The following is an 18,669-nucleotide window of genomic DNA, read 5'->3' on the forward strand; positions in this document are numbered from 1 at the left end:
GCAATACCGATGGCCTCCTCTACGGTGGTGGCGGTGAAGGTTTCTACAGTGGGGATTCCATAGATACTAAGAAGGCGTTTTGACTCATATTCTGTTAGTAGAGTGCGATTCTGACTATGTGCCTTTTCTATGATATTATTGACCTCAGTACGATGGGAGTTGTTGTATACGAGGGAAGATTCTGATAAACTGGGGGTCTCATATAGTCCTTTTAGGTTATAACTATAGCGCCACATGAGGTTAAATAAACGGGCGGCATCATCGGGGTAGGGTTGAGTGTATATGTTGGCCCGATTTAGGATTTCGATCCCCTCGGCTACACTGTTACCCCCCATCCAACTGGCAAGAATGGGTTTGCCTTTGACTTTTTCGGCGGCTTTGGTTAGGGCAATGGCAGTGCCAGTGGGGTCAGTCATGTCTTGGGGTGTTAGAATAACTAAAAAACCGTCTGTGTTGGGATCCTGAGACACTATTTCTAGGGTTTTAGCATAACGCTCTGGGGTAGCATCCCCTAGAATATCAATGGGGTTGCCGTGACTCCAATGGGGCGGTAGTATTTCATTCAAGGCGGCCATAGTAGTTTCACTCAACTCGGCTAGCTTGCCTTTCCCCCAGGTGAGGGCATCTGTCGCCAGTACTCCCGGTCCCCCGGCATTTGTTACAATGGTCAAACGATTACCCTTTGGGCGGGGCTGCTTGGCTAACAAGTCTGCCATGTTGAATATTTCTTTTACTGTATCTACTTGTAATACGCCACAACGACGGAAAGCAGCCGCCAAGACCCTATCACTACTACTCATGGCGCCGGTGTGGGAGGCAGCAGCTTTAGCGGCCTCAGTGGTGCGTCCTCCTTTGATTACAATAATGGGTTTGGATAGGGCCACTTCTCTAGCAGCGGAGATGAATGAACGGGCATCCCCCACTGATTCCATATATATTACTATACTCTGGGTGAGGGGATCATCGCCAAAATAGTAGATCAAATCTCCCCATCCGACGTCTAACATGGAGCCTATGGAGATAAAGGCACTAAACCCCAGATTTTCCCTTAAACTCCAGTCTAGAATAGCTGTACAAAAGGCTCCACTTTGACTGATAAATGCCACATTGCCTTTTAGGGGGTTACTGCTGGCAAAACTGGCATTTAAGCCGGTGGGAGGACAGATCAAACCGAGGCAGTTGGGCCCTATAATTCTAAGATTGCCCTTTCTAGCTTCTTTTAGTATCTGCTGTTCTAATTGTAACCCACTGGGGCCTATTTCCTTAAAACCGGCGGAGATAATAATTGCCCCTTTCACGCCTACTTCCACACACTGCCTAATTATATCTGGTACAGTGGCTGCCGGTGTAGCGATAACTGCTAATTCTACGGGCTCTGGTACATCCTTTATGGTAGGATAGGCCTTAATGCCCATTACGTTTTTGCGGTTGGGATTGACGGGATATACTGTACCACCGAAGGGGTGACTTATGAGATTCCAAAGTAGGGTGCGCCCTACACTTCTCTCTTTTTCCGAGGCGCCAATCAAGGCTACTGATTTTGGTGCGAACATGAAACTGAGGGGGTTGTGATGGTAGCGCATCACATCGTGGGATTTATCCTTTAGCATAATAATTGCCTTCCCTATCCCTAGTTGGACACCTTTAGCTTAACTCAGATGCCCCCCATCTCCACCAAAATTAACAACAATTTCACACAGCCGCTATTGTGCTACTACCAAGAGGGTTTGTAGGGTTGCATCTGTGACTCCGGTAATGGTACTTCCCTGGTGTATTATTTCCTGCAAGTATTGGATAGTTTCCCGGGAAATCAATTCTCCTGGTAAGATTAAAGGTATGCCGGGGGGGTATGGGCAGATAGTTTCGCCGCTGACGCAATTGATAGCCTCTGAGAGTTTCACCCTGGTTTTTTTCTTGGCAAAGAAGGCTTGGCGAGGAGTCATAACGAGTGGGGGATTGGGTGGTGGTGGTGGCAGAAAGGATTGTTTTTTTGCCTGTCGGTATTGGGATAGTTGCCTAAAGCCGTTTATCAACTCCTCAATGTCTTTTTTGCAGTTGCCAGGGGAGATGATAAAGGTTAGAGTTTTCAAGGCAGGCAATTCACAAATTACCCCAATACTGCGGAGTATGTCATCTGCCTGGTAGCCCGTCAACCCTAAATCCGCCACCTTTACTGTCAGACGTGTGGAATCTAAATCGAAGAAGTCATCCCGTGTTTCCCTTAACTCCAATACTGGTAGATAATCCAGTTGCTTGAGATGATTACGGGCAAAAGAGGCTAGGTTTACCGTTTGTGCCATCAAAGCCTCCCCTCTGGTTGCCATTTGACTTCTAGCAGCATCCAGGGAGGCTAACAGTAAATAATTGGGGCTAGAAGACTGAACTAACTGTAGTGCAGCGGTGATAAAGTTGGGACTGACTATATTCCCCTGAAGGTGAAGCATAGCTGCCTGAGTCATCGCCCCTAGCACTTTGTGGGTGGACTGAATTACTATGTCTGCCCCGCAAGCCAGGGCACTTTTGGGCAGGGAGGGGTGAAAGGAAAAATGTGCTCCATGGGCTTCGTCTACGATCAAAGGTATGTTATACTGGTGGACAAAATGGGCTATTGTGGTCAAATCGGCGCAAATCCCGTGATAGGTGGGAGAGACTAGCAAAACGGCACTAGTGTCGGGGTTGGCGGCAAGGGCATTGGCAATCTGCGGGGGGGAGAGGTTATAACATAAGTCGAAGTTGGCATCGTAGGCCGGGGTTAGGAATATGGGGGTAGCACCGGAGAGGATTAGGCCGAAAATGGCTGATTGATGGGCATTCCTGGGGAGGATTATCTTCTTCCCCTCGCCACAGGTAGCTATAATGGCGGCAATAACACCACAAGTGGTGCCATTGGCCAAAAACCAAGTTTGGGACGCCCCGAAGGTTTCTGCTGCCAGTTGTTGGGCTTGTTGTATCACCCCAGTGGGATGGAACAGATTGTCTAATTCTGGCAATTCTGGCAAATCATGACGAAAAACTGCTTCCCCTAGTAATTCCCTGAGAGTGGGATTGATGCCCCTGCCTTTCTTATGCCCTGGTGTACAAAAAACTGCCTCCCGTCTTCCGGCTACTTCTGCCAGCTTAGTTACGAGAGGCATCTGGTCTTGATTCATCAGTAATTATATTTAAATGAATACCTCTAGGCCGCTGCTTCAACGGGATAAACACTTACTTTTTTACGCTTACCTCTTTTGTACTCGAATTTAACTACCCCGTCAATGAGGGCAAAGAGAGTGTCATCGCTGCCCCTACCGACGTTTTCGCCGGGGTAGAATTTAGTGCCACGCTGACGTACTAGGATGTTACCGGCCTTAACAAATTGGCCGCCAAAGCGCTTGACACCTAGACGTTTGGCTTTTGAGTCTCTGCCGTTCCTCGTACTACCAGTACCTTTCTTATGTGCCATAGCTTCACTCCTACAACCGTACTGTTTGTATTTTACAATACCTTAGGCTGCTTGGGTTTGGGCTTGGGCGGGTTTAGCAGCCAGGATATCTTCACCGAGACTAATAGAGTCTATCATTACACGGGTTAACTCTTGTCGATGTCCTCTTTTTTTGCGGGTTTTCTTTTTGGGCCTCATCTTGTAGACGATGATTTTTTTCCCGCGGTAGTGACTTAGGATAGTGCCTTTTACTGTAGCCTTCTCGATGTAAGGCTGTCCCACATGGATATTATCTTCGTGGTTTATGAGAAGTACTTTATCAATGGTGATTTCACTGTTGACTTCTTGATGGATTCTGTCTACCTCGTAGTATCTACCGGCTTCGACTTTCAGTTGTTTCCCGCACAGTTCGATTATGGCGTATGTCATAGGTTTTTCAGTTTCCCTTGTTTACTGCCGTACAGGTAGCAGTGTTTTTCAAGGCACTGCCTTTTTCCCCACCTGGTCCGAGCAGATTAATTGACACAATCTCTGATTGTACCCCTAAATTCTGGCGAATGTCAACTGGGGGTGCGGATGCCAAATTTAACATCAATGGGGCTGTTGGGGATAATGGGTTGAATGGTCCAGAATTGTTGTAGTTTTTGGAGGAAGGTGTCTTGTTGTTTTCTAAGGTTATCTAGGTTGTTGCCGTAGTTTACAATGGCAAAGTACACCTTGCCTTTTTCTGCGGTGGGTATAACCCCTGCCAGGGCACTGACTACGGCTAGAGTTCCAGTTTTACAGGGTATACCCCTGGGAATCTTACGGTGTTCTATAGTTCCTTTGTAGTCTATACTTGCTACAGGAAATAGGTCCCCCAGATTGTAATTAGTGTCTTCCAACATCATGTCTAGGGCCATTAACATTCTAGCGGCCGCCCGGGGGGAAATGCGGTTGCCTTCTCCCAACCATGAACCATTTACTAGGATAATTTCATTTTGTGGGACCTTTGCCACTGTGGAGGCTATTGTGGCTATTTTGGCTCCTCCTCCCATTTGTCTAGCTAGGGCTTCGGCTATATGATTGTTACTATAAACGTTCATCAGTCGGAGTATTTCCCTCAGGGTTAGGGATTGGTGGGTTAGTAGCAGCTGAGAGTTACCGGGTTTTCGGTTACTTGTTTTTACTGAGCCCCCTATGACAATCTGGGGACGGCTAAAAGATTCTTGGATTTCCCGGTATTGTTTTTCAATAGCGGGGGACCAATTTTGGGCATTTAGGGCCTGTTTTAACATTTCGCCGCTTTTGAGGGGGTTGTCTTGGAAGTTCATCTGCCAGTGGCCCACAACTATTAAATCCCCCTCTACCCTTTTTATGCCTAATTTCTCTAGGCGGTTGGCTAGGGCTATGGCCTCTTCCCATACAAAAAGGGGGTCCCCTCCTGCTTCTACTATTATGTCCCCCTTAACCACACCCTCTTGGATATTGCCGGTGGTGTAAATGCGAGTGAGGAAACGATGTTCTAAGTCCCAGGTTTTCAACGCGGCGATGGTGGTGGCAATTTTGGTGAGGGATGCTGCCGGTGCGGGTATTTTCCCCCTATGATTAGCATGAATAGCCCAGTCTGATTGTACCCATATACCTTGTTGAGAAGAGGATAATCCCTGACTGGAGAGGGTGTCCAGATATTCTTGCAAAACCCGTTGAACTCGGGTGTCAGGGGTGGTGTCTAATTGAAATATCTCCGCCCGGTGCCAGGGTATTACTGGTGGTTTTTGGGGAGATTGGGGGGAAAATAGGGATAGTAAAAAGCCCAAAAGCTCAGCAATCCACATGTTGCCTACTGAAACGACTCCTAGCCAATTCCACTAGCTAGTGGGGCTATTCTACCATTGGACTGCCTTTCTCAACCGGTAACGTAAATAAATAGCAACCCCATTCATAAACAGGGTAAGGAGCACCAAAACGGCACCTGCGGCGGCAGCATTGGCCTGAAAATCAGTGCTCGCGCGGGAAATCCAGTTAAACATTTGAATGGGCACCACCGTGAAGGGGGCCTGTAGCCACTGAAAGGATATAAAGGGGAACTTAGAGGTAAAGGGGGCTTCTGGCAAGAAGGCAATATAGGTGAGGGCTCCCACAGTGATTAGGGGGGCTGTTTCTCCTATGGCCCGGGAGACGGCCACTATTATACCAGTCAGAATACTACCCAGGGAGTAGGGCAAAACATGATCCCAAATTACCTGCCATTTGCTGGCGCCCACTGCGTAAGCCGCCTCTTTCAAACTGGCGGGGATAGCCCTAATGGCCTCCCTGGAGACTACTACTACTGTTGGCAACATCAACAGGGCCACGGTCAAACCCCCTGTTAAGACACTTTCTCCCAGATTCCAGGATTGGACAAAAATCCCCAGGGCTACAAGCCCGTAGATAATGGGAGGTACAGCCGCCAGGTTAGTGACATTAACCTCAATTAATCCTGCCAACCAATTGTCCTTCCCATACTCTTCTAGGTATATCCCAGCAGCTATTCCCACGGGAATAGAAAAAAGGGCAGCCAAGGACATTACCAATACTGTTCCCACCCAGGCTGAGAGTAGCCCCGCCTCTTTGGCATGACGACTAGGAAAACTCATAAAAAATTGCCAATTGAGCCTCGGCAGTCCATCAATAAACATCCCCGCCGTGAGGCCTAAAAGGACTATTAGGGCGAAGACAATGAGTGTGACGGCTACAATAGCAAAAATCTTCTCCGCCCACCTTCGGTATTTTAGATTTTCTCTGCTCTCCATGTCCCCCACCTCCATTCCTCAATACCAAGTAATACAAGCTACCACTTGAGACCTTTTCTGAGCCTATAACGGAGATAAATGGCGACACCATTCATCAGGAGAGTCATGACTACCAATACTGCCCCTGCGGCTGCGGCGTTTGCTTGGAAAGCTGCTTGAGGTCGCGATACCCAGTTAAACATTTGTATAGGCATCACGGTGAAGGGAGCCTTTAGCCAGGCAAAGGAGATATAGGGAAATTCTGATTTGAAGGGAGGATCTGGTAGAAAGGCGATAAAGGTCAAAGCCCCGATGGTGATGAGGGGTGCAGTTTCGCCAATGGCACGGGATAGAGCTACTATTATCCCAGTTAGGATGCTACCCAGGGAATAGGGAAGGAGATGATCCCAAATCACCTGCCACTTGCTGGCGCCTAGGGCGTAGGCCGCTTCTCGCAGACTGTTAGGAATGGCCTTAATGGCTTCCCTAGTGGCTACCACTATTACTGGCAGAATCAACAAAGACAGGGTCAACCCCGCCGTCAGTATACTTTCTCCTAGATTCCAATCCTGCACAAATAGCCCCAAAGCCAAAAGCCCATATATGATAGAGGGCACCCCTGCCAGGTTACTGATGTTGACCTCAATCAGTGCCGCCAGCCAGCCTTTTTTGCCGTACTCCTCCAGGTATATCCCAGAAGCCACGCCGATGGGAATAGCAAACACAGCCGTCATCAACATTACCACGGCCGTACCCACCCAGGCAGAAAGAATGCCGGCCTCCTCCGCCCTCCTGCTAGGAAAACTGGTAAAAAACTTCCAGCTGAGGCGGGGCAAGCCGTCTATAAACATTTTCACCGTCAAGGCCAAGAGGGTAAATAGGGCAAAGAAAATCAACAACAGCCCTACAATGGCAAAAATCTGACTTGCTATCTGACGGCGTTTGATATTCTCCTTAATGTCTTCCAGTTTTAAATTTGTCATACTACAAGCCCTTAGCCTATCTTACCACTGATGTACTCCTGGGTTTGGGGGTGGGAGGCATTGTTGAAGATGGTCTTGGTGTCGTTGAATTCAATCAGTTCTCCCATATACATGAAGGCGGTATAGTCAGAGAAACGGGCTGCTTGTTGCATGCTGTGGGTTACAATAATGATTGTCACCTTTTCCTTGAGGGAGACCATTAACTCTTCAATGCTTCTGGTGGCGATGGGGTCCAACGCAGAGGTCGGCTCATCAAACAAAACGATTTCCGGATCTGTTACTATAGCCCTAGCGATACACAACCTTTGCTGTTGTCCCCCGGAAAGGGCATATGCCGACTCGTGCAATCTGTCCTTTACCTCATCCCACAGGGCTGCTCCCCTCAGGGCTTCTTCCACTTTTTGGTCAATGTAACTTTTATCTTTAATTCCCCTGACTCTTAGGCCATAGGCCACATTTTCGTAGATGGACTTGGGGAAGGGATTCGGCTTCTGGAATACCATTGAAATGCGCATCCTCACCTCTATGGGGTCCACCTTGGGGGAGATGATATTCTCACCATTTACTAGGATGCCCCCTTCATAGCGGTTGCCCGGGTATAGGTCATGCATTCGATTGAAGCATCTAAGTAGTGTGGTCTTTCCACAGCCGGAGGGGCCAATGAGGGCAGTGACTTTATTAGCGGGAATATAGAAGTTGATGTTTTTCAGGGCATGAAAGCCGCCATAAAAGAAATTTAAGTCCACCACCTCTGCTACTACGGGAGGCCTTTCGGACACCATGGATTGTCCTTGTTCTTGTTCTACCATTGTCACCTATCTCCTCTACTTTAAGCAGGTTGCCACAACAGGGTCTCTTTTTACAGTGTACTAGTAAATTTCACGATAGCGTTTAGCTAACATGTAGCCTATAATGTTCAGGACCAGAGTCATCACAAACAGGGCCAAGCCTGCGGCGAAGATGGTCTGGTGCTCCAAAGTCCCACGAGGCAAGTCCCCCAAGGACACCTGTACTATGTATGCGGTGACGGTGGCTGCTGACTTGAAGGGGTTAAAGGTGAAGTTCGGTTGTAACCCTGCGGCCACTGCCACAATCATTGTCTCCCCCACTGCCCGGGATGCCGCCAGGATGTAGGAAGCAACAATACCGGAGATGGCGGCCGGGAATACAACCCTTATTGCCGTTTGTAGTTTAGTTGCTCCCATGGCAAAAGACCCCTCCCTCAGAGCCACTGGCACTGCCCTCATGGCGTCCTCACTCAGGGAACTTACCAGAGGCACGATCATCAACCCCATTACTATTCCTGCACTTAGCATATTAAACCCTGGCAGTTCCGGGAACACTTTCTGCAACAATGGAGTTACAAACAGGAGGGCAAAATAACCATAAACCACAGTGGGAATTGCCGCCAACAATTCCAGTATTGGCTTACAAATTTCCCTTATTCCTGGCGGGGCGAACTCACTCAGGTAGATAGCTATTATGGTGCCCATGGGGACTGAAACCACCAGGGCTATGGCGGAGGTGGTGATAGTGCCTGACAACAGGGCCCAAATGCCGTAACGGGGCTCAGCAAAAAGGGGTGTCCACTCCGTGCCCGTTATGAATTCCCACAAAGATACTTTTTGGAAGAATAAAAACGACTCCTCTATCAGGAGAAAAATAATGCCAACAGTGGTCAAAACCGAGACACAGGCCGCCAAAAACAGTACTACTTCTATGGCCTTTTCTTTTATGTCTCTAATTCTCCTGCTGGCCGAGACTTTTGTAAACGAAAATACAGTTTCCGACTTTGCCATTGTTTCCTACGGGGGGTTGCTAATGGGACTCAAACCACGCCATTTAAAAAGGGGGGGACAGTACCCCCCTGGCTCTATGGTACTACAGGCCGGCCCTTAGAGGAACTCTGCCAACTTCTCCCTTGTCGAAACGGGCTTGGGCTTTCCTGTAGTCTTCTGCCGGCAAGGGCACATATCCTACCTGTCTGGACAACTTAGCGGCATTCTGGAGGTAGAATTTTACAAATTCTTTCACTTCTGGCTTGTTGGCAGAGGCTTTGCTCACGTAGATATACAGAGGACGGGACAGGGGCTTGTAGCTGCCGTTTAGTACGTTCTGAGCGCTTGGCAATACTGGTTTCTTGGTTTCTGGGTTGACAATGGCTAGGGCTTTCAGTTTATCGGTGTTTTCCTCATAGTAGGCGAAACCGAAATAGCCCATCCCGTTGGGGTCTCTGGCCACCCCTTGTACTAACACGTTATCATCTTCGCTGGGGGTGAAGTCGCTTCTGATGTCATTGTTTTTGCCCAGAACGGCTTCCTTGAAGTAGTCGTAAGTGCCGGAGTCTAAACCCGGACCATAGAGTTTAAACTCGGCATTGGGCCATTTGGGGTTGACCTGATTCCATCTTTTTATGCCTTTTTGTTGGCTTTCCTTACTCCAAATAGTTCTCAATTCTTCAACGGTAATAGAGTCGATGGCCTTATTGTTTTTATTAACCACTACCGTCAGAGCGTCGTATGCCACAGGCAATTCTATGAATTCTACCCCAGATTTTTGACAGGCTTCTATTTCTTCTTTCTTTATGGGACGGGAGGCGTTTGAAATATCTGTTCTCACACCAGGGTTACTGCTGCAGAATTTTTCAAAACCCCCACCGGTGCCAGATACCCCCACTGTCACCCTAACGCTGCCTTTTTTCTGTTTTTGGAATTCTTCCGCCACTGCCTCGGTTATGGGGAATACGGTGCTAGACCCGTCGATTTTGATGGTTTTTGCCCCCTGAGAGTCAGCTTCTTTTTGCATCACACCCACCGCCAGGGCCACTGCGGTGGCGGTAGCCGCTACAACACCCATCATCCTGCTTTTGGTTTTCATAGCCACTCCTTTTTTGGTTATGTGTTTTTCTCGCCTTTAAGACTTTTGTTTTTTACTTATTTGTTTCCGAACTGAGTCTACCTCGTTAAAATTAAATCCAGTTTAATCTAAGGTTAAATTTAGGTTAAAATTGTCCTTCTTCATCAAAGCCATAGGTGTCGCGGATTAGATAAAGTGGTCTTTGTTTAACTTCCTCATACATTCTTGCCAAGTATTCTCCTATCACCCCCAGGGAAATTAATTGAATGCCCCCCAGGAACAAAATAGCAACAATTGTGGAGGCATAGCCGGGTACGTCCACTCCGAAAACAATAGTTTTTACGACTATAAATAAGCCGTATAGAAATGAAATTAAAGATATAAATAATCCCAAATAACTCCAGATTTTAAGAGGAACTGAACTGAAGGAGGTAATGCCGTCTATGGCAAAATTCCACAATTTCCACCAATTAAAGCTGGTCTTTCCTCCATGGCGTGGTAATCGGTCAAAATAAATTGTCGTCTGCTTGTACCCTACCCAAGCGAACAAACCTTTCATAAAGCGGTTCCTTTCGGGAATTAGTTTAAGGGCCTCCACCACCTTCCTGTCCAACAGACGATAATCGCCGGTATTGGGGGGGATGGGGATGTTGCTAATTCTGCTAATGATGGCATAAAACCACTCTGCTGTTTTCCGTTTCAGCCAAGATTCTCCCCTACGGGATTTACGGGTGGCATTGACTACATCATAGCCCTCCTGCCACCTGGCTACCAGTTCTACAATCAATTCTGGGGGATCTTGTAAATCCGCGTCAATAGGTATTACCGCCTTACCATTGGCATAATCCAAACCGGCAGTCAAGGCAATTTCCTTACCAAAGTTACGAGATAGGTTTATAACCTTGATTCGGGGATCCCTTTTATGGTATTCAAGTAGTACTTGCAGGCTATTGTCCTCACTGCCATCATTGACACAGATTATCTCATAGGTGACCTGGAGAGAGGCTAAAACTTCCGTCAGACGGGAGAAAAGGAGGGGAATATTTTCTGCCTCATTGTAACAGGGTACAATTATGGACAACTGTGGGGGGGAAGATGCAACCATAACGAGACTGGCCTAAAAATCAGCCAACAGTTAAATCTCCTGGGCAATTCTCATTTTAGGGACTTATTTTTGTCAGCGAAAAGACATTTACTCAGACGGTGCCTCTAATTTCTTCTACAATCCCGTCCCTTACCACTATTTCCACATTTAGTTTCTCCACTATGTTATCACCTACTTGTATTTCAAACAAGCTCTCGAATTGTCCTTGTATTACTTCTTGTCCTATTTCCAACATTTGTACTTGTTGCATTTGTTGCAACAGTTGGTTTTTTTGTTGTAGCAATTCGGCCTTTCTTTGATTTACTTGTGCTTGGATGTTTTCTATTTGCTGTGGGGCTTGTAGGGTAGCCTGTCGTCTGATTTCGGCGATAGCCTGTTGAGCCTGTTGGTCTAATTGTAGTAGATTATCGTCAATTTGTTGGATTTGGGCTTGAATTTGCCGTTGCACTTCCTCTTGCCAGGCGGGAGTGACGATTACTTTGACATTTACTGGGCGTTTAAGAATCAATTTTTTCAAATCCATCTTCCTGCAAAACTACTATGATTTTACTTGCTAAACATGGAATCAATAATATCCTGATAGTGGCTAGTTACAACAGCCCTTTTAATCTTCAGGGTTTGTGTCATCATGCCATTAGCCACCGAAAAGGGCTCTACAATGAATTCAAATACGGCAATACGGTCGTCTGGGCGGTAGCCAGGGCGATTTTTGATTTCCCGATTCAATTCCTGTTTAAACAGGTTCAATACTGGAGTACTATACAAGTCACTATTGAGTATTTCCTCCCTGGTGGCGTTGGGGGAAGGCAGGTTGAGATTCAGATTCTGGGATTTTGCCCACTGTTTAATTGCCTCTAAGTCTGGTACTATCAATGCCCCTAGATGCTTTTGGTCCTGCCCTACTATCATTATTTGGTGGATGTAGGGACTACGGAGACAGGCATCCTCCAACGGCTGAGGTTCAATGTTCTCCCCGTTGCTTAGTACTATTGTGTCCTTGGCTCTTCCCGTAATCACCAGATCATTCATAGGCGTTACCCACCCTAGGTCCCCACTGTCAAACCATCCCTCCTCGTTAATTGCCTTAGCAGTGGCCGTGGGGTTTTTATAGTACCCCTGCATTACTTGGGTCCCTCGAATCCAGATCAAGCCCTTCTCGCCGGGAGGGAGAGGTTGGTGGGTTTCGGGATGAACAATTTGGATTTCTGTTTCTGGCAGTGGTTGTCCAGCAGAGCCAACGATGTTACGATGGAGACGACGGGCATTGGTGACGGGGGAGGTTTCTGTCAAGCCGTAGCCCACAATCAGAGGAATGCCTACTATTTGGAAGAAGTTGTCTATGTGTACGGCTAATGAGCCCCCTCCGCTTACCCAGGTTTTTACACACCCCCCTACCCCCTCTCTTATCTTACTATACACCAACCTGTCTCCTAGTTTATGGAGGGGATAGTATAATAGTGCCTGTAATTTTCCTTTTAGTCTTTCTAGGGGGGTTGGTTGCAATTTTTGTAAGTCTAAACCTTTTTCCAGACGTTTCCCCTGGTGGTATTTTTCTGATGCTCTTAGGAAGAAGTTTATTATCTTTTGTTGTAGGGGGCTCTTTTCTTTGAATTGTTTTTGTATCCCGTCGTATACTGACTCCCACAAACGGGGCACTCCTACCATGTGATGGGGTTTATACTGTTTTAGGTCCTGTTTAAAATGGCGGATGCTGGTGTATATTAGGGTACAGCCTCTGGAGAATAGAAAGTATTCTGCTGCCCTCTCGTAGGAATGCCAACTAGGCAGGAGAGTTAACACTCTATCTCCTATCCTAGGCTGGATGATATGCTCCAGATAGCATACCTGGTGTAGGAGGTTGCGGTGGGACAACATTACCCCCTTTGGTTTTCCTGTGGTGCCGGAGGTGTATATCAGGGTTGCCAGGCAGTCTTTATGGATGTCGGGGGGAATAAAGTCATGAGTTGCACCTATTTGCAGGAATTCCTCAAAATCGTACACTGGCTGGGCTTCATATTCTGGCTTCTTGCCAAATAAAATCACAACAAACCTTAGGGGGTATTTTTCTATTTCTGGGCGTAGTTTGTTGAGGGTTGCCTCATCTTCTACCACCAGGGCTATACTATCACTGTGTTCTATTATGTACAGCAATTCCTCTCTTTCTGCCTGGGACGAACGTACTGCATCTACACTCCCATTGACAATTATCCCCTGATCTGCTATCAACCAACGGGGGCTATTATCGGCTATTAGAGAGACTTTTTCCCCTGCCGCAACCCCTAGAGATTGTAAGGCAGCTGCAAATTGTTTTATTTTCTCTGCCAGTTGGGTATAGTTTAATTTCACTTCTGGTTGAAGATGTGGAGCCCACAAGGCCAGGGTTGTACCGGCGTATTCGGGCAATAAATCCCACAATTGTCCAAGATAATTGAGAGAAAAATAATCAGGGGTAGTCTTATTGCTCATAGTTATTGTTGGCAGGTTTGTGTTTTTTTTTATCTTATATTTCCCTCTATTTCCCCGTCATTATCCATTGGGATAGATTCTCTACTGGCACATATCTACTCCCTGATGCTCTGTCTTTTTCAACCAGGAGGCCATTTCATCTGTCTACCTCCTAGAATGTGTATGTGGAGGTGCTCTACCGTTTGGCCCCCATCTTGGCCATTGTTGATTACCACCCTATAGCCATTGGTGAGGTTAGCTGTTGCTGCCACTTTTTTCACCGTCAACAACAAATGCCCCAGTAGACTCTCATCTTCCTTTTCTGCGTTGTCTAGACGGGGGATAGGCTTTTTGGGAATCACCAGAATATGGGTTGGTGCCTGGGGGTTGATATCTTTTATGGCTATGCACAAATCGTCTTCGTACACTATGTCTGCTGGTATTTCTCTGCGGATGATTTTCCCAAAAACTGTATCACTCATTTTTTCTTTTCCACTTTCCTGATATCTATCAATGGTATCTATCAGCTTTTTTCACTTTTGTCAAGTCTTTTTTCCCCTTCCTTCCCTGCTTGCCCCCCTCTATTTTTTTTTCACCTTTTTCTTTTTATATGTTATAATAAAACCGGTATTTTAAATTAAATTAAGTCTGAGAAATACTATGGATTTACTTGGGATTTTTGCTAAGGTAAAATACACCATTTTTAGGAGAATCATTCCTCTATTTTTTTGTCTGATTATTATAGGGGGTTGTGGTGGGGGAAACTTAAACGTTGACGGAGGTGAAAACGTCACTAAGATAGTTTTATGGCATGGCATTAACCCTCCGGAGAATAGAGAAATATTTAACAAGTTACTGGCGGAATTTAATCAAGCAAACCCAGATATAGAGGTGGAGGCATTATACATTGGGCAACCGGATGAGCAATTGCCTAAAATAATTGCGGCCATCGTGGGAAATCAACCTCCGGATATTCTTTGGTATGTGCCTCAATTGACGGGAAAACTAGTGGAGTTACAGGCTATAAAACCCCTACAAGATTGGTGGAATAATTTGCCGATAAAAGATGAAATCGACCCCGTTATGCTGCCAACTATGGAATTAGATGGAGATATTTGGTCGGTTCCCTTTGCCACCAATAACACTGCCGTTTTCTATCGTCCAAGTCTGTTTAAGGAGGCTGGCATAACAAAATTGCCTACCACCTGGGAGGAATTTAAACAAGTGGCAAAACAGCTAACTAAAGACGCCAACAACGATGGCATTGCTGAGCAAAATGGGGTTCTATTAGCAGTAGGCAAGGGAGAATTTACAGTCTTTGTTTGGCTACCTTTTATTTTCAGCGCTAATGGAGAAATTGTTAGTGCCAACAACCAGCCTACTTTGACCAATCCAGGAATAGAAAAAGCCTTATCTTTGGGGAGGGAATTAGTAGAGGAGAAGGTGGCAATTTTGTCGGCACCAGACAGGGGATACGAGTTGGACAATTTTATTGCCGGCAAGGTGGCAATGCAAATCACAGGGCCTTGGACTTTGGCACAATTAAATCAAAGTGGTATTGACTACGATGTTTTTCCCCTGCCAGTGATTGAAAAACCTGCCACGGTTTTGGGGGGAGAAAATCTGTTTGTTTTTAAAACCACTCCCGAAAGAGAAAAGGCTGCCCTCAAATTCCTCGAATATATTCTAAGTGAGGATTTCCAGAAAAAATGGGCTATCTCTACAGGCTATCTCCCCATTAATATCAAGGCTCAACAAAGTACAGAATACCAGGAATTTTTGAGACAAAATCCAGTAATAAAGGTATTTTTAGAACAAATGAAATATGCCAAATCCCGGCCTATTATAGCTGATTACCCCCTGATTTCTGAAAATTTAGGCAGGGCAATAGAATCTGTTTTACTAGGAAAAATGTCCGCTAAACAGGCCCTGGAAGAGGCACAAAAAAGAGTATACCTGGAGTCTAACACCTAAGAAACCATGTTATAATCCAGGGGTCTATAAGGGGAATAAGTCAGTGCAATTTTTCCACTGGGCTGAGGAAATTTCCCGAGTAAAAAGTATATTTAGTAACAAAAAATAGGTAAAAACTATGGTAGGCAGTCGGGAGTTGGCAGGAGCAAAATATGAGGAAAAAACGCAACTGGTGGCCAGGGAATTAGTGGCGGCCACGAAGGAAAAAAATATCTTCCGGCAGTGGCAACAACAACTGCAGCTGGATGAGAAATTAATGGCCTGGGCAATGGCCAATCCAGGATTGCGGGTGCAATTGTTTCGTTTTATTGACACTCTGCCAGCATTGAGGAGTAAGGGAGAGGTAATACGACACTTACAACAGTATTTGACGGCAGAAGAGGTGGAATTGCCAGGAGAATTAAAAGCCCTTATCAATTTTACCTCCCCCGAATCCCCTGCGGCTTCCCTGGCGGCGGCAACCATTGTCAAGGCAGTAGAAACTCTGGCCTATAAGTACATCTCCGGGGAGACTCTCAAAGATGTCATCAAGGTGGTGGAAAGAATACGGAAGGAGAAAATGACCTTTTCCATCGACTTGTTGGGGGAGGCGGTTATAACGGAGAAAGAGGCAGATTCCTACCTACAGGGTTATCTGGACTTGATTTCCCACTTGGGAACACAGGCAACTACATGGCCTACTATACCAGAAGTCGATCTTGCCGACGGCCAACCTCTACCCAAAGTCCAGGTGTCTGTCAAGTTGACTGCTTTTTACTCCCAATTCGATCCCCTCGATTTTGAGGGAAGTAAACAAAGAGTATGTGAGCGTTTGCGCCCTCTTTTAAGACATGCCCACGATTTTGGCGTGGCGGTGCACTTTGACATGGAACAGTATGCTTACAAGGATGTTACTACCGCCATCTTACAAGACTTGTTGCTGGAGGAGGAATTCAGACAGAGAACCGATATTGGCGTTACTCTACAGGCTTATTTACGGGATTCAGAGCAAGACTTGCACCGGTGGCTACAATGGGCGAAAAAACGGGAAAGTCCAATAACAGTGCGTTTGGTGAAGGGGGCCTATTGGGATCAAGAGGTGATTAAATCCTTACAAAATCACTGGGAAATCCCCGTATTTACTCAAAAAGCGGAAACAGACGTCAATTATGAGAATCTTACTGCTATTCTCTTGGAAAATCATCAGTATCTAAATGCAGCCATAGCCTCCCATAATGTTCGCAGCCAAGCCAAGGCTATTGCCATTGCCGAAACCCTTGGTATTCCCAAGGGGAGTTTTGAGTGTCAAATTCTCTATGGCATGGGAGAGGATTTGGCCAGAGCTATAGTAAAACGGGGACATAGGGTAAGGGTTTATGCCCCCTATGGTAAACTATTACCGGGGATGGCCTATCTGATTCGTCGTCTACTGGAAAACACTGCCAATACTTCCTTTTTGCGGCAAAAGGCGGAGGGAAAACCGGTAGAGGAATTGATAAAACCCCCTACCGTGTCTCCTCAAACTCTTCCCCTCACCATTCTGGACAAGAATGAATATGGTGCCGCCGCTGATACTGACTTTGGGCGGGAGATTAATACTTATCGTATAAGAGAGGCTTTAACAAAAGTTCACAATCAACTGGGCAAGACTTATCTGCCTCTCATTAATGGGGAGTATGTACAGACGGAAGACTATATAGACTCTCTCAACCCCTCCAATGGGGAAGAGGTGGTGGGCAGAGTGGGCTTAGTTAACCTTGACCAGGCAGAAAAAGCCATAGCTAGTGCCAAAGAGGCGTTTAAGACTTGGAGTAAGACGGATGTCACCGTTAGGGCAAACATCCTCAGAAGAGCTGCTGACATTATGGAGGCCAGACGACACCAGTTGACCGCCTGGATATGTTATGAGGTAGGAAAGGTGGTGAGGGAGGCAGATGCGGAGGTATCGGAGGCCATAGACTTTTGTCGTTATTATGCCTGGCAGATGGAAAGACTGACCCAGGGATATAATTATGATGTGCCTGGGGAGACTAACCGCTACTTTTATCAGCCCCGTGGTATTGCCGTGATTATTCCCCCCTGGAATTTTCCCCTAGCCATTGCCACGGGTATGACTGTGGCGGCTTTGGTGACCGGCAATTGTGCCCTTTTGAAACCCGCCGCCCCCAGCAGTGTAATTGGGGCCAAAATTGCAGAAATTCTGGTGGAGGCTGGCATTCCCAGGGGGGTATTTCAATTTATTCCTGGCAGAGGCAGCCAGGTTGGAGAATACCTAGTAAAACATCCAGATGTACACATAATAGCTTTTACTGGCTCCAGGGAGGTAGGTTGTCAAATCTACGCCCAGGCAGCCATAGTCCAACCAAAACAAAAACACCTCAAACGGGTAATTGCAGAAATGGGGGGCAAAAATGCTATCATCATCGATGAGAGTGCCGATTTAGACCAGGCCGTTACGGGTGTAGTACAATCCGCCTTCGGATATAGTGGCCAAAAGTGTTCTGCCTGTTCCCGTGTCATTGTCCTGGAGAGCATTTATAATACATTTGTAGAACGTCTCTTAGAGGCAGTAAAATCCCTTAATGTGGGGGATGCCAGACTGCCGAGTACCAAAGTTGGACCCGTTATTGATGCCAAGGCCCAGAAGAAAATCCTGGAGTACATAGAAATAGGGAAACAAGAGGCCTCCCTTGCCCTACAACTGCCTATTCCCAGTAAGGGCTACTTTGTCCCACCTACCGTTTTTACAGATGTAAAGCCAAATGCTACTATCGCCCAGGAGGAGATATTTGGGCCAGTGTTAGGGGTTATCAAGGCGGAAAACTTTGACGAGGCCCTACAGATAGCCAACAATACCGACTATGCCCTCACCGGTGGCCTTTATTCCCGCACCCCCGCCCACATCGAAAGGGCAAGGCTGGAGTTTGAGGTAGGTAACCTCTACATCAACCGGGGCATTACCGGCGCCATTGTTGCCAGACAACCCTTTGGGGGTTTCAAACTATCTGGCATTGGCTCCAAAGCTGGGGGCCCTGATTATCTGCTACAATTTGTAGAGCCTAAGGTAGTCACTGAGAATGTTCAGCGTCATGGCTTTGCCCCCATCCAGGGAATAGATAACTAACCTGACAGACACTATCCCCCCTAGGGGGG

16 protein-coding genes are annotated in these 18,669 nt (G+C 46.7%); 2 read left to right on the top strand and 14 right to left on the bottom strand.

All coding sequences use genetic code 11. The features are described from left to right. The 14 genes from IGQ44_07555 to IGQ44_07620 form a co-directional block, all read right to left on the bottom strand. The coding region (locus IGQ44_07555) for a CoA-binding protein (protein HIK37830.1) at window positions 1-1,610 on the bottom strand (1,610 nt) is incomplete at its 3' end. A 93-nt stretch (window positions 1,611-1,703) separates the two neighbouring features. After that, window positions 1,704-3,149, bottom strand: a complete 1,446-nt coding sequence (locus tag IGQ44_07560; protein ID HIK37831.1) for an aminotransferase class I/II-fold pyridoxal phosphate-dependent enzyme — start codon at window positions 3,147-3,149, stop codon at window positions 1,704-1,706. Window positions 3,150-3,175: 26 nt separating this feature from the next. Beyond that, on the bottom strand, window positions 3,176-3,442 hold the full coding sequence (gene rpmA / locus IGQ44_07565; GenBank protein HIK37832.1) for a 50S ribosomal protein L27: 267 nt from the start codon (window positions 3,440-3,442) through the stop codon (window positions 3,176-3,178). Between the two features lie 42 nt (window positions 3,443-3,484). Beyond that, window positions 3,485-3,850: a 50S ribosomal protein L21 gene (gene rplU / locus IGQ44_07570; protein ID HIK37833.1), complete on the bottom strand. Its 366-nt coding sequence runs from the start codon at window positions 3,848-3,850 to the stop codon at window positions 3,485-3,487. A 131-nt stretch (window positions 3,851-3,981) separates the two neighbouring features. Further along, window positions 3,982-5,238, bottom strand: a complete 1,257-nt coding sequence (locus IGQ44_07575) for a D-alanyl-D-alanine carboxypeptidase (protein ID HIK37834.1) — start codon at window positions 5,236-5,238, stop codon at window positions 3,982-3,984. A gap of 51 nt (window positions 5,239-5,289) precedes the next feature. Continuing rightward, window positions 5,290-6,210 (bottom strand): phosphate ABC transporter permease PstA, encoded by a 921-nt coding sequence (gene pstA / locus IGQ44_07580; GenBank protein ID HIK37835.1) that lies wholly within the window; start codon window positions 6,208-6,210, stop codon window positions 5,290-5,292. Window positions 6,211-6,233: 23 nt separating this feature from the next. After that, complete coding sequence (pstA, locus tag IGQ44_07585) at window positions 6,234-7,157, bottom strand: phosphate ABC transporter permease PstA (protein ID HIK37836.1); 924 nt, start codon at window positions 7,155-7,157, stop codon at window positions 6,234-6,236. Between the two features lie 11 nt (window positions 7,158-7,168). After that, a complete protein-coding gene (gene pstB / locus IGQ44_07590; GenBank protein ID HIK37837.1) occupies window positions 7,169-7,966 on the bottom strand; it encodes a phosphate ABC transporter ATP-binding protein in 798 nt (265 codons plus the stop codon). Between the two features lie 60 nt (window positions 7,967-8,026). Further along, complete coding sequence (pstC, locus tag IGQ44_07595) at window positions 8,027-8,956, bottom strand: phosphate ABC transporter permease subunit PstC (GenBank protein ID HIK37838.1); 930 nt, start codon at window positions 8,954-8,956, stop codon at window positions 8,027-8,029. 82 nt (window positions 8,957-9,038) lie between these two features. Continuing rightward, window positions 9,039-10,034, bottom strand: a complete 996-nt coding sequence (locus IGQ44_07600; protein HIK37839.1) for a PstS family phosphate ABC transporter substrate-binding protein — start codon at window positions 10,032-10,034, stop codon at window positions 9,039-9,041. A gap of 124 nt (window positions 10,035-10,158) precedes the next feature. After that, entirely contained in the window at window positions 10,159-11,118 is a 960-nt protein-coding gene (locus IGQ44_07605; GenBank protein ID HIK37840.1) for a glycosyltransferase family 2 protein, read from the bottom strand. Between the two features lie 91 nt (window positions 11,119-11,209). Continuing rightward, window positions 11,210-11,641 carry a hypothetical protein gene (locus IGQ44_07610; protein ID HIK37841.1) on the bottom strand — a complete coding sequence of 144 codons (432 nt, stop codon included), beginning with the start codon at window positions 11,639-11,641 and terminating at the stop codon, window positions 11,210-11,212. A gap of 23 nt (window positions 11,642-11,664) precedes the next feature. Beyond that, window positions 11,665-13,584 (bottom strand): long-chain fatty acid--CoA ligase, encoded by a 1,920-nt coding sequence (locus IGQ44_07615; protein HIK37842.1) that lies wholly within the window; start codon window positions 13,582-13,584, stop codon window positions 11,665-11,667. A gap of 119 nt (window positions 13,585-13,703) precedes the next feature. Beyond that, window positions 13,704-14,045: a histidine triad nucleotide-binding protein gene (locus tag IGQ44_07620; protein ID HIK37843.1), complete on the bottom strand. Its 342-nt coding sequence runs from the start codon at window positions 14,043-14,045 to the stop codon at window positions 13,704-13,706. A gap of 178 nt (window positions 14,046-14,223) precedes the next feature. Here IGQ44_07620 and IGQ44_07625 point away from each other — a divergent pair, with 178 nt between their 5' ends. Together IGQ44_07625 and pruA are read left to right on the top strand one after the other, a co-directional pair. Further along, complete coding sequence (locus IGQ44_07625; protein HIK37844.1) at window positions 14,224-15,537, top strand: ABC transporter substrate-binding protein; 1,314 nt, start codon at window positions 14,224-14,226, stop codon at window positions 15,535-15,537. A gap of 118 nt (window positions 15,538-15,655) precedes the next feature. Next, a complete protein-coding gene (gene pruA / locus IGQ44_07630; GenBank protein HIK37845.1) occupies window positions 15,656-18,640 on the top strand; it encodes an L-glutamate gamma-semialdehyde dehydrogenase in 2,985 nt (994 codons plus the stop codon). The last annotated feature ends 29 nt before the right edge of the window (window positions 18,641-18,669 follow it).

Origin of the sequence: Geminocystis sp. M7585_C2015_104 (assembly GCA_015295805.1) — a bacterium.
In the GTDB taxonomy this organism is placed as follows: domain Bacteria; phylum Cyanobacteriota; class Cyanobacteriia; order Cyanobacteriales; family Cyanobacteriaceae; genus DVEF01.